Source organism: Bacteroides gallinarum DSM 18171 = JCM 13658 (assembly GCF_000374365.1).
Lineage (GTDB): Bacteria > Bacteroidota > Bacteroidia > Bacteroidales > Bacteroidaceae > Bacteroides > Bacteroides gallinarum.
Window position 1 is genome coordinate 24,453 of sequence record NZ_KB894123.1, and the last position, 11,636, is coordinate 36,088.

An 11,636-nucleotide genomic window follows, 5' to 3' on the forward strand; every position below is an offset into this window, starting at 1 on the left:
AACCGTCAATTAATTAGAGATGCAAGAAATCAGCTTTCGTAATGACATTCTCCCTCTGAAAGACAAGCTCTTTCGGTTGGCCCTGAGAATTACATTCGACAGGGCAGAAGCGGAAGATGTTGTGCAGGAAACACTGATTAGGGTGTGGAACAAGCGTGACGAGTGGTCGCAGTTCGGCTCTGTCGAGGCTTATTGCCTGGCAGTAGCAAGAAATCTGGCAATAGACCGGAGCGAACGGAAAGATGCTCAAACGGTGGAGCTGACACCCGATATGGAAAAGGTTTCCGATGCATCGGGTCCTTACGAAAGGTTGGTGAACAGGGAGCGAATGGCATTGGTGCACCGTCTGATAAATGAGCTTCCCGAAAAACAGCGCTTGATTATGCAGTTGAGGGATGTGGAGGGTAAGAGCTACAAGGAGATAGCGGCAGTCTTGAATTTGACGGAGGAACAGGTGAAGGTGAATCTTTTCAGGGCGCGGCAGAAAGTTAAACAACGGTTTATCGATATAGAAGGTTATGGACTTTAAATATATAGAACAGCTTTTGGAACGCTATTGGCAGTGCGAGACTTCTCTGGAGGAGGAGGCGCAGTTGCGTGCTTTCTTTACGAAAGGGGATGTACCCGGACATCTGCTCCGTTACAAAGATTTGTTTGTATATCAGCAGCTTCAACAGGAGGAGCACCTGGGTGCGGATTTCGACGCACGGGTACTTGCCCGGGTCGAGGCTCCGGTGGTGAAGGCAAGGCGCATGACGCTTGCCGCGCGCTTCATGCCGTTGTTCAAAGCCGCTGCGGTAGTGGCGGTGGTGCTTTCGTTGGGCAATATGATGCAACACTCGCTCTTTGCCGATGTACAGGAAGTAGCCGCAGCCGATACTATCGGTAAACAGATTTCCGCTCCGTCGGTAGCTCTCTCGGGAGAGGCGGCGGTAACGCACGAGAAGCAGATGCTGGATAGCCTGCACCGTGTGAACCGGGGAAAGGAAATCAAGGAATAGACATTTTTCATTTGCTTTTTAAATAACATTTTCATTTGCTTTAAAATATAGTTAGTGTGCTTTTATTAAAACAAAAAACAGAGGCTGTGAAGTTTCAATTCTCTCAAAATTTATAAGAACTAACTAAGATAAATGGGACGCCGCGTGATGCAGCGTCCCTTTTATGTGTTATTACGGAGGGTACAGAGTTTTTCACCACAGAGCACACGGAGTTTCACAGAATTTTTTTCTTTTTTACTTTGTGGTATGGAGGGCACAGAGCTTTTCACCACAGAAGGCACGGAGTTTCACAAAGTCTTTTTTACTTTGTACTACGGAGTACACAGAGTTTTGCAGAGGTAATGAAACAAAGCAGTAATGAAGTAAGTAAAGTAATTATATACCAATCTGTGTTAATCCAGTGTAATCTGTGGTGAAAAACTCTGTGCCCTCTGTGGTGAAACCTGAGCCAGTGAACCCGCTGATACATCAGAGCTTATACAACCCCTTTTTCGGGTAATCCAGCTCCGGATTGCCTTTGTAACCGATATTTCCGCTTCCGCTGGTACGTGCTTTCAGGAAATCGGTGGCATGGCATTTGATGTTGCCTGAACCCGATACACTTGCAGAGACGCGTTTTGCTTGCAGGTCGGAGGCGAATAAATCTCCAGAACCTGTTACGCGATAGTTGGCTTCCTGGGTCGTTCCTGTCAATATCACTGTGCCGGAGCCTGCTACGGAAGCTTCGGTGGCGGTGGCTGATACGTTGCTGAGCTTCATGTCTCCGGAGCCTGTTACGGATGTCTTGAAATCGGCGCAGGTGATGTTGCTGCCTTGTATGTCGCCGGAGCCGGCAATGGATATGCTGAGGCAGCCGGTGCACGCGATGTCGTTTGCCTTGATATCGCCGGAACCCGCTACGGACATCTTCAGGCGGTCGGTTTTCAGGCCGTTGGCAAGTTCTATATTTCCTGAACCTGCTACGGAGATAGAGTTGAGCGTAGCGGAAGAAATACGGATTTTCAGCTTGTTGTAAGATACGTTGACGCCTTTCTTGAATTTGATAGTCAGCATGCCGTTGTCTACGCTGATGTCCAGGAGGTCTATAATATTGTCGGAAGTGTATATTTCTACCTCGGGCTTGCCTGCTTTCTGCGTGTAGGTGATATCGGGGCTGCCTGCCAGGCTCACGCCGGTGAACTCGTCTACTTTGATGTTCTTGGTTACGTAGTTCTTGCTGGCTTTGACGGTTTTTCCGCCGAATAGCCCGGAGTACTGTCCGTGTTTCGGTGAACAAGCTGTTGCGCTTAGTACGAAGACACTTAATGCGATGATTGTTGTTAAAGTTTTCATGTTCGTTTATTTTTAAGTTCTTTTGTTGGTTAGACGTGGCGTCCTTTCAAAAGGTTGCAGGCAGGGCAACTTTTTTGCCGGAACTTTTTACCGGTAATTCCTGTTCAAACTCTGTGCCATGTGTGTAAGTCGCTGTTTGTGAGGATGCGGTACGGGATACGCCGTGTCCGTTTTCGGACACTCTGTTCGTTTTTGATAGCCGGTGGTTTGCTTTTTCGGATGATTCTTCGTTCTTTTGCCTCCGTTTCAAGAAAAAGACGGATGATGACGGAACATATATTGGAGGACGAGGAGCTGGGGCGCCTGGCGGTACGGGTAAATGCCCGCGCCCAGCGTTTGACTTTCCGTACGCGCGGGGATGTTATCCATGTAACTGTTCCGCCGGGTACGACGGTGGCGGAGGTGAGGAATGCTGTCGAGCAGCTTCGTTCCCGGTTGAGGGCGGCACGGCAGAGGCAGAGCCGCCCGTTGATAGACCTGGATTACCGTATCGATACGGAGTTCTTCAAGTTGAGCCTGGTCAGGGGAGAACGTGCCCGCTTCCTTTCCCGTTCGGAGCTGGGGGAGATGCAGATTGTCTGTCCGCCGGATGCGGATTTCCGGGACAAGGAGCTGCAAGCCTGGTTGCGTAAAGTGATTGAGGAGGCGCTGCGCCGGAATGCCAAAATTATTCTCCCTCCCCGGCTTTATGCGCTTTCGTTGCAATACGGTCTTTCCTATAAGAGCGTGAAAATAAATTCCAGCAGCGGACGCTGGGGGAGTTGCTCGGCAAGCGGAAACATCAACCTTTCCTATTTCCTGGTGTTGCTGCCCAGGCATCTGATAGACTACGTATTACTGCACGAACTGGCGCATACCCGCGAGATGAATCACGGCGAGCGTTTCTGGGCTTTGCTCGACAGCATGACGGGCAACAAGGCGCAAGCCCTGCGCAGCGAGTTGAGGAAGTACAGGACAGATTTCTGAAACGGCTTTATTCTTCTTGTGCCAGCAGCTTCACTTCGTCGCCCTCTTTCTCGAAGCGGTAGCTGCCGCCTTTCTCGCTCAGCTCGAACAGGGAGAGCTTGTCGGTGGCTTTGTCCACTATCATCAGGGCGCTCTGCTCGGCGAAGCGCTTCACCTCGAAAGTGAAAGGTTCTTTGCCGATGCGCCGGTTTACCAGCAGGCTGTCGTTGAGAAGGACGGATATGGAGTCGCCTGCAAATCCTTTTACTAAAGTGATGCTGTAAGTCTCGGCGAAGTACCGTTCGCCTTCTTTCTGGCGTTGCAGCCGCATGCTCATATAGACGAAAATAACGACAACGAATATTACGGCAAAGGCGAGGATGCCGTTGCCTATCATGAATTGCTTGTTGGTATTCAGGTGATGTGCCATGATAATCGGGTTTTAAAGAACCCTGCAAATGTAGTGATTAATTTTGAATAGAGGATAATCTCGGGCTATATGCTAAATATTCTTTTTTTCTCCTATTATTTTGTAGTCGAACAGATTATTTATATCTTTGCAACCGAAACGGATGAAAGGTGGAGGGGCGATTAAGCTCCTCTTTTTCGTTCTTAATGGTTAATCTATGATAGAAAAGAAAACAGTTTGTCAGATTGTAGACGAGTGGCTGAAAGATAAGGACTATTTCCTGGTGGAAGTCGTAATCGGCCCGGACGACAAGATTGTGGTGGAAATAGACCACAAGGAAGGTGTTTGGATTGAGGACTGCGTAGAGTTGAGCCGTTACATAGAATCCCGGCTGAACCGCGAGGAGGAGGATTACGAGCTGGAGGTCGGCTCTGCCGGCATCGGACAACCGTTTAAAGTGCTGCAACAGTACGTCAACCACATAGGTAAGGAAGTGGAGGTACTGGCGAAGGACGGACGCAAGTATTGCGGTACATTGAAGGACGCCGACGCGCAGCGATTCATCGTTACCGTCCGGAAAAAGGTGAAAGAGGAGGGAGCCAAGCGCCCCAAAATGGTGGATGAAGACCTTGCCTTTACATACGAAGAGATAAAATATACTAAATACTTAATTAGTTTTAAATAAGACTATGGCCAAGAAAGAAGAAACTATCAGCTTGATAGATACCTTTTCGGAATTTAAAGAACTGAAGAATATTGATAGAACCACCATGGTGAGCGTACTCGAGGAGTCGTTCCGCAGTGTGATTGCAAAGATGTTCGGCACCGACGAGAATTACGACGTAATCGTGAACCCGGACAAAGGCGACTTCGAGATATGGCGTAACCGTGAAGTGGTGGCAGATGAGGAGCTTGAGAATCCGAACTTGCAGATTCCCCTGAGCGAAGCCCGGAAAATAGACGCTTCGTACGAGGTGGGAGAGGAAGTGACGGACGAGGTGAACTTTGCAAAATTCGGCCGCCGCGCTATCCTGAACTTGCGCCAGACGTTGGCTTCCAAGATTTTGGAGCTGGAGAAAGACAGTATTTATAATAAGTATATCGATAAAGTAGGTACTATCATCAATGCGGAGGTTTACCAGATTTGGAAGAAGGAAATGCTGCTGCTCGATGACGAAGGCAACGAACTCTTGTTGCCCAAGACCGAACAGATACCGAGCGACTTCTACCGCAAAGGCGAAACGGCACGTGCCGTAGTAGCGCGGGTGGACAACAGGAACAATAATCCGAAGATTATCCTGAGCCGTACATCGCCCGTATTCCTGCAACGCCTGTTCGAAATGGAAGTACCCGAAATCAATGACGGACTGATTACTATCAAGAAGATTGCCCGTATTCCCGGCGAACGTGCCAAGATTGCCGTCGAGTCCTACGATGACCGTATCGACCCGGTAGGCGCCTGCGTGGGTGTGAAGGGCAGCCGTATCCATGGTATCGTCCGCGAGCTGCGCAACGAGAATATCGACGTTATCAACTATACGTCGAATATCCAGTTGTTTATACAGCGTGCCCTCAGCCCTGCCAAGATTTCTTCTATCCGCCTGAACGAGGAAGAGCATAAGGCAGAAGTTTTCCTGAAACCGGAGGAGGTGTCGCTGGCTATCGGTAAAGGCGGTTTGAATATCAAGCTGGCCAGTATGTTGACTGAGTACACCATTGACGTATTCCGCGAATTGGATGAGGCGGTAGAGGATGAAGATATCTACCTGGATGAGTTCCGCGATGAAATCGACGGTTGGGTAATCGATGCTATCAAGGCTATCGGTATCGATACCGCCAAGGCCGTGTTGAACGCCCCGCGCGAAATGTTGATTGAGAAGACCGACCTGGAAGAGGAAACGGTGGACGAAGTATTACGCATTTTGAAATCGGAGTTTGAGGAAGATAATGAGTAAGCCGCGTAACGGCTTTCGGGTTTGCACTGACTTCTTTCTCCATTATTCATTAAATTAAAGTATGACGATAAGGTTAAATAAAGTAACAAGAGATTTAAATGTAGGAATCACGACGGTAGTTGAGTTCTTGCAAAAGAAAGGGTATGCCATTGAAGCGAACCCCAATACGAAGATTACCGATGAGCAGTACAACTTGCTCGTGAAAGAGTTTAGTACAGATAAGGATCTTAAACTGAAAACAGAGCGTTTCATCCAGGAACGCCAGAGTAAAGAGCGCAACAAGGCATCGGTAGCCATTGACGGGTATGACAAGGAGACACAGGAGAAGCCGAAAGCCGAAGAGGTTGTAAAGACGGTGGTTCCCGAAGATGTGCGTCCCAAGTTCAAGCCTGTCGGTAAGATAGATTTGGATAAGCTGAATCGCAAACATACTGTGGAAAAAGAGAAAGAAGCGGAGCCGGAGAAACCGGTAGCTGAAGCGATAAAGACGGAAGAACCCGCCCCTGTTGCGGAAGCTCCGAAACCGGAACCCGTTCCCGAACCCCAGCCCGAACCGGCAGCCGCTCCGGTTATCGAACAGGTGCCTGCTGCGGAAGAAGAATCCGCACCCGCTGCCGCCGAGGAACCCGTACCGGCTAAGGAGGAAGCCGCCCCTGCCGAAGAAACAGCCCCGGAAGACAAGGAAGAGATATTTAAAATACACCAGCCCGAGTTCGTGTCCAAGATTAATGTAATCGGACAGATAGACCTTGCTGCGCTGAACCAGTCCACGCGCCCGAAGAAGAAATCGAAAGAAGAGAAACGCAAGGAGCGCGAAGAAAAGGAGAAGCAGCGCCAAGACCAGAAGAAGCTGATGAAGGAGGCCATTATCAAGGAAATCCGCCGCGATGACAATAAGGTGAAGGAAGGCGCCAACGATGCCAATGCCAAGAAGAAGCGCGTCCGCATCAACAAGGAAAAGGTGGATATCAACAATGCGTCCAACTTCCAGCGCAGCGGCAATGACCGCCTGAAAAGCGGTAGCCAACAGGGTGCTGGTAACCAGCAGGCCGGTAAGAATAAGAACAAAGACCGCTTCAAGAAACCTGTCATCAAACAGGAAGTAAGCGAGGAAGATGTAGCGAAGCAAGTAAAGGAAACCTTGGCGCGCCTCACCTCTAAGGGCAAGAATAAGGGAGCGAAATACCGCAAGGAAAAGCGCGACCTGGTATCGAGCCGTATGCAGGAGCTGGAAGACCAGGAAATGGCGGAAAGCAAGGTATTGAAACTTACCGAATTCGTAACCGCCAACGAGCTGGCAAGCATGATGGATATTTCCGTTACGCAGGTTATCGCCACTTGTATGAGTATCGGCATGATGGTTTCCATTAACCAGCGCCTGGATGCCGAGACAATCAACCTGGTGGCCGAAGAGTTCGGCTTCAAGACGGAATACGTAAGTGCGGAAGTTGCCCAGGCTATCGTAGAGGAAGAAGATGCCGAGGAAGATTTGCAGCCCCGTGCTCCGATTGTTACGGTAATGGGACACGTAGACCACGGTAAGACATCATTGCTCGACTATATCCGCAAGGCGAATGTGATTGCGGGCGAAGCCGGCGGTATCACGCAGCACATCGGTGCATACCACGTGACGCTGGAAGACGGCCGCAAGATTACGTTCCTCGATACTCCGGGACACGAGGCGTTTACCGCTATGCGTGCCCGCGGCGCCAAGGCTACGGATATCGCTATCATCATCGTAGCTGCCGACGACAACGTGATGCCGCAGACCAAAGAGGCTATCAACCACGCCATGGCTGCCGGTGTGCCTATCGTATTCGCTATCAACAAGATTGACAAGCCGACCGCTAATCCGGATAAGATTAAGGAAGAACTGGCTGCCATGAACTTCCTCGTAGAGGAATGGGGCGGCAAGTACCAGTCTCAGGATATCTCCGCCAAGAAAGGCATCGGCGTGGCCGATTTAATGGAGAAAGTATTGCTGGAAGCCGAGATGCTGGAATTGAAAGCGAACCCCAACCGCCGTGCTACGGGCTCTATCATCGAATCCTCGCTGGATAAAGGCCGCGGTTATGTAGCTACAGTGCTGGTGTCCAACGGTACTTTGAAAATGGGCGACATCGTGCTGGCAGGTACAAGCTACGGCAAGGTGAAAGCAATGTTCAACGAACGCAACCAGCGTATGAAAGAGGCGGGACCTTCGGAACCGGCTTTGATTCTGGGCTTGAACGGTGCGCCGGCTGCCGGCGATACGTTCCACGTAATCGAAACCGAGCAGGAAGCCCGTGAAATCGCCAACAAGCGCGAGCAGTTGCAGCGCGAACAGGGCTTGCGTACGCAGAAGATGCTGACGCTCGATGAAGTAGGCCGCCGCTTGGCATTGGGCGACTTCCACGAGCTGAACATCATCGTGAAGGGCGACGTGGACGGCTCCGTAGAGGCGTTGAGCGACTCGCTGATTAAACTCTCTACCGAGCAGGTACAGGTGAATGTTATCCACAAGGGCGTCGGTGCTATCTCCGAGTCGGATGTATCTCTGGCTGCCGCTTCGGATGCGATTATCGTCGGCTTCCAGGTGCGTCCTTCGGGTGCTGCCGCCAAGCTGGCGGAGCAGGAAGGTGTGGATATCCGCAAGTACTCCGTAATCTACGATGCTATCGAAGAGGTGAAGGCGGCTATGGAAGGCATGCTTGCACCGACCCTGAAAGAGCAGGTAACGGCCACTATCGAGGTTCGCGAGGTATTCAACATTACCAAAGTAGGTATTGTGGCAGGTGCCATGGTAAAGACCGGAAAGGTAAAGCGCAGCGACAAGGCACGCCTTATCCGCGACGGTATCGTTATCTTCACCGGCAATATCAATGCGCTGAAACGCTTCAAGGACGATGTGAAGGAGGTAGGAACCAATTTCGAATGCGGTATCAGCCTGACGAACTGCAACGATATCAAGGTAGGAGATATTATAGAATCTTACGAAGAAGTAGAAGTAAAGCAAACTCTGTAAGGACATAACCCTTTAGGCACGGATTACACGGATTTCACGGATAGGTTATAAGAAAAGCCGTGCTTATCCGTGTAATCCGTGCCTTTTTAATATGACTATGGCCACTGTAGACATCATAATCCTGGTAATCATCGGTGCGGGAGCGGTCGTCGGCTTCATGAAAGGTTTCGTGAAGCAACTCGCCACCCTGTTGGGACTGGTTGCCGGTTTGCTGGCGGCGAAGGCGTTGTACGCCTCTGTTGCAGAGAAAGTCTTTTCGAAAGTCACCGATTCGATGACAGTGGCGCAAGTGCTGGCGTTCATCGCTATCTGGATAGCCGTACCGCTGGCTTTCGCACTCATAGCCTCTTTGCTCACGAAGGTAATGGAAGCCGTTTCGCTGGGCTGGCTGAACCGTTGGCTGGGCTCCGGGCTGGGAGCGCTGAAAGCCCTTTTGCTGGTGAGCCTGCTAATCGGCGTCATCGAGTTCATCGATGCGGACAATACGCTGCTCAGCCAAACAAAAAAGAAGGAATCGGTGTTATATTATCCTATGGAGTCGTTTGCCGGGATATTCTTTCCCGCTGCCAAGCATGTTACAGAACAATATATATTGAATGAATAATGCAACAAGAAGAACCCAATAAATATGTAAAGGAACTCACTCGGGAGAAGTACAAGTACGGCTTCACCACCGACGTGCATACGGACATCATCGAGCGCGGCCTGAATGAGGACGTGGTACGCCTGATTTCCGAGAAAAAAGGAGAGCCCGATTGGTTGCTGGAGTTCCGCCTGAAAGCGTACCGCCACTGGCTGACGCTGGAGATGCCCACATGGGCGCATCTCCGTATTCCTGAGATAGATTACCAGGCCATTTCGTACTATGCCGACCCTACCAAGAAGAAAGACGGTCCCAAGAGCATGGACGAGGTAGACCCGGAACTGGTCAAGACCTTTAACAAACTAGGCATTCCGCTGGAAGAACAAATGGCGCTGAGCGGCATGGCGGTAGATGCCGTCATGGACTCCGTATCCGTAAAGACTACTTTCAAGGAAACGCTTATGGAGAAAGGGATTATTTTCTGCTCGTTCAGCGAGGCGGTACGCGAGCACCCCGACCTGGTGCAGAAATACCTGGGCTCTGTGGTGGGCTATCGCGATAACTTCTTTGCAGCGCTGAACTCCGCGGTATTCTCCGACGGCTCTTTCGTCTATATCCCTAAGGGAGTGCGCTGCCCTATGGAGCTGTCTACCTACTTCCGCATCAACGCCCGTAATACCGGGCAGTTCGAAAGAACCCTGATTGTGGCGGACGATGATTCGTATGTGTCCTACCTGGAAGGATGCACAGCCCCGATGCGCGATGAGAACCAGTTGCATGCCGCTATCGTGGAGATTGTAGTACACGACCGTGCAGAAGTAAAATACAGCACCGTCCAGAACTGGTATCCGGGCGATGCCGAAGGCAAAGGCGGCGTCTATAACTTCGTGACGAAGCGCGGGCATTGCAAGGGCGTAAACAGCAAACTGTCCTGGACACAGGTGGAAACCGGTTCGGCTATTACATGGAAATACCCGTCCTGCATCCTTTCCGGCGACAACTCTACGGCAGAGTTTTACAGTGTGGCGGTAACCAACAACTACCAGCAGGCGGATACCGGTACGAAAATGATTCACCTGGGCAAGAACACCCGCAGCACTATCGTCAGCAAAGGTATCTCTGCCGGGCGGAGCGAAAACTCCTACCGCGGGCTGGTACGTGTCGCCCAAAAAGCAGACAATGCCCGTAATTACAGCCAGTGCGACTCCTTGCTGCTGGGCGATAAGTGTGGCGCCCATACCTTCCCCTACATGGATATCCACAATGAGACGGCCATTGTAGAGCACGAGGCAACCACCAGCAAGATTAGCGAAGACCAGATATTCTACTGCAACCAGCGCGGCATTTCTACGGAAGACGCCGTCGGGCTGATTGTAAACGGCTATGCCAAGGAGGTACTCAACAAGCTGCCTATGGAGTTCGCCGTAGAAGCCCAGAAGCTGTTGGCCGTTTCGCTGGAAGGAAGCGTAGGTTGATTTGCTGCCGGACGGTTCGTTGCGTACTATCCGCCTGTGCAACCGGCAGATGAACGGTAGACAGGCAAAAGGCAGACCGGATAGCAATATGAGTATTAGGAGTAGCATTAAGTAATAAATTGTAAATAGTCAAATCGTAAATATAAAGATGTTAGAGATAAAAGACCTGCATGCCAGCATCAATGGCAAAGAGATATTGAAAGGCATCGACCTTACTATCCGCGACGGTGAGGTACATGCCCTAATGGGGCAGAATGGAGCCGGAAAAAGCACGCTGAGCAATGTGCTGGTGGGACATCCCGCATACGAGGTAACGCGCGGCACGGTTACTTTCAACGGCAAAGACCTGCTGGCAATGAGCCCCGAAGACCGTGCCCATGAGGGTATCTTCCTCTCGTTCCAGACGCCGGTGGAGATTCCGGGCGTTTCTATGGTGAACTTCATGCGCGCCGCTGTGAACGAGCAGCGCAAATACCGCCATTTGCCTGCGCTGTCTGCCAGCGAGTTCCTGAAACTGATGCGCGAGAAGCGTGCCATTGTAGAGCTGGACAACAAGCTCGCCAACCGTAGCGTAAACGAAGGATTCAGCGGCGGCGAAAAGAAACGTAACGAAATCTTCCAAATGGCTATGCTGGAACCCGTTTTCGCCATTCTCGACGAAACCGATTCCGGCCTCGACGTAGACGCCCTGCGTATCGTAGCTGACGGCTTTAACAAATTGAAAACTCCCCAGACCAGCGCCATGGTCATCACCCACTACCAACGCCTGTTGGACTACCTGAAACCGGATACCGTCCACGTACTGCTTGGCGGACGCATCGTAAAGACCGGCGGCCCCGAACTGGCGAAAGAAATTGAGGTAAGAGGATTCGATTGGATAAAGAAAGAAGCAAGCGAATTATAAATTATGAATTAGGGATAATGAATAGGCT

Annotated in this window: 11 protein-coding genes; 9 read left to right on the forward strand and 2 right to left on the reverse strand. The window is 50.8% G+C overall.

Translation table 11 applies throughout. The annotated features are described in order from the left end of the window. Positions 1-19: 19 nt before the first annotated feature. Complete coding sequence (locus tag C233_RS0106630; protein ID WP_018666810.1) at positions 20-529, forward strand: RNA polymerase sigma factor; 510 nt, start codon at positions 20-22, stop codon at positions 527-529. Continuing rightward, positions 519-1,001 carry a hypothetical protein gene (locus C233_RS0106635; protein WP_018666811.1) on the forward strand — a complete coding sequence of 161 codons (483 nt, stop codon included), beginning with the start codon at positions 519-521 and terminating at the stop codon, positions 999-1,001. Before C233_RS0106630 ends, C233_RS0106635 begins: the two co-directional genes overlap by 11 nt. Positions 1,002-1,469: 468 nt before the next feature. Here C233_RS0106635 and C233_RS0106640 read toward each other — a convergent pair whose 3' ends face one another. Continuing rightward, the gene (locus tag C233_RS0106640; protein WP_018666812.1) at positions 1,470-2,333 is read right to left on the reverse strand and encodes a head GIN domain-containing protein; all 864 of its coding nucleotides are present in this window, start codon (positions 2,331-2,333) and stop codon (positions 1,470-1,472) included. 261 nt (positions 2,334-2,594) lie between these two features. Between C233_RS0106640 and C233_RS0106645 the strand changes: the two genes are divergently transcribed. After that, the gene (locus C233_RS0106645) at positions 2,595-3,299 is read left to right on the forward strand and encodes a YgjP family zinc-dependent metalloprotease (protein WP_018666813.1); all 705 of its coding nucleotides are present in this window, start codon (positions 2,595-2,597) and stop codon (positions 3,297-3,299) included. A gap of 7 nt (positions 3,300-3,306) precedes the next feature. Here the strand turns inward: C233_RS0106645 and C233_RS0106650 are convergent, their stop codons facing one another. Beyond that, positions 3,307-3,708: a hypothetical protein gene (locus C233_RS0106650; RefSeq protein ID WP_018666814.1), complete on the reverse strand. Its 402-nt coding sequence runs from the start codon at positions 3,706-3,708 to the stop codon at positions 3,307-3,309. Between the two features lie 196 nt (positions 3,709-3,904). Here C233_RS0106650 and rimP point away from each other — a divergent pair, with 196 nt between their 5' ends. From rimP to sufC, 6 genes are all read left to right on the forward strand, one after another. Continuing rightward, complete coding sequence (gene rimP / locus C233_RS0106655) at positions 3,905-4,372, forward strand: ribosome assembly cofactor RimP (RefSeq protein WP_018666815.1); 468 nt, start codon at positions 3,905-3,907, stop codon at positions 4,370-4,372. A 4-nt stretch (positions 4,373-4,376) separates the two neighbouring features. Continuing rightward, complete coding sequence (gene nusA / locus C233_RS0106660; RefSeq protein ID WP_018666816.1) at positions 4,377-5,642, forward strand: transcription termination factor NusA; 1,266 nt, start codon at positions 4,377-4,379, stop codon at positions 5,640-5,642. A 61-nt stretch (positions 5,643-5,703) separates the two neighbouring features. Continuing rightward, on the forward strand, positions 5,704-8,646 hold the full coding sequence (gene infB, locus C233_RS0106665; protein WP_026314761.1) for a translation initiation factor IF-2: 2,943 nt from the start codon (positions 5,704-5,706) through the stop codon (positions 8,644-8,646). A 97-nt stretch (positions 8,647-8,743) separates the two neighbouring features. Further along, positions 8,744-9,250 carry a CvpA family protein gene (locus C233_RS0106670; RefSeq protein ID WP_018666818.1) on the forward strand — a complete coding sequence of 169 codons (507 nt, stop codon included), beginning with the start codon at positions 8,744-8,746 and terminating at the stop codon, positions 9,248-9,250. Beyond that, on the forward strand, positions 9,250-10,704 hold the full coding sequence (gene sufB, locus C233_RS0106675) for a Fe-S cluster assembly protein SufB (RefSeq protein WP_018666819.1): 1,455 nt from the start codon (positions 9,250-9,252) through the stop codon (positions 10,702-10,704). Before C233_RS0106670 ends, sufB begins: the two co-directional genes overlap by 1 nt. 148 nt (positions 10,705-10,852) lie before the next feature. Next, on the forward strand, positions 10,853-11,608 hold the full coding sequence (gene sufC / locus C233_RS0106680; protein ID WP_018666820.1) for a Fe-S cluster assembly ATPase SufC: 756 nt from the start codon (positions 10,853-10,855) through the stop codon (positions 11,606-11,608). Positions 11,609-11,636: the final 28 nt, after the last annotated feature.

Coding starts and splice junctions, on each gene's coding strand:
- rimP (WP_018666815.1), top strand. CDS start 3,905: ATGATAGAAAAGAAAACAGTTTGTCAGATTGTAGACGAGTGGCTGAAA.
- C233_RS0106635 (WP_018666811.1), top strand. CDS start 519: ATGGACTTTAAATATATAGAACAGCTTTTGGAACGCTATTGGCAGTGC.
- C233_RS0106670 (WP_018666818.1), top strand. CDS start 8,744: ATGGCCACTGTAGACATCATAATCCTGGTAATCATCGGTGCGGGAGCG.
- sufC (WP_018666820.1), top strand. CDS start 10,853: ATGTTAGAGATAAAAGACCTGCATGCCAGCATCAATGGCAAAGAGATA.
- nusA (WP_018666816.1), top strand. CDS start 4,377: ATGGCCAAGAAAGAAGAAACTATCAGCTTGATAGATACCTTTTCGGAA.
- C233_RS0106650 (WP_018666814.1), bottom strand. CDS start 3,708: ATGGCACATCACCTGAATACCAACAAGCAATTCATGATAGGCAACGGC.
- C233_RS0106640 (WP_018666812.1), bottom strand. CDS start 2,333: ATGAAAACTTTAACAACAATCATCGCATTAAGTGTCTTCGTACTAAGC.
- sufB (WP_018666819.1), top strand. CDS start 9,250: ATGCAACAAGAAGAACCCAATAAATATGTAAAGGAACTCACTCGGGAG.
- C233_RS0106645 (WP_018666813.1), top strand. CDS start 2,595: ATGATGACGGAACATATATTGGAGGACGAGGAGCTGGGGCGCCTGGCG.
- infB (WP_026314761.1), top strand. CDS start 5,704: ATGACGATAAGGTTAAATAAAGTAACAAGAGATTTAAATGTAGGAATC.
- C233_RS0106630 (WP_018666810.1), top strand. CDS start 20: ATGCAAGAAATCAGCTTTCGTAATGACATTCTCCCTCTGAAAGACAAG.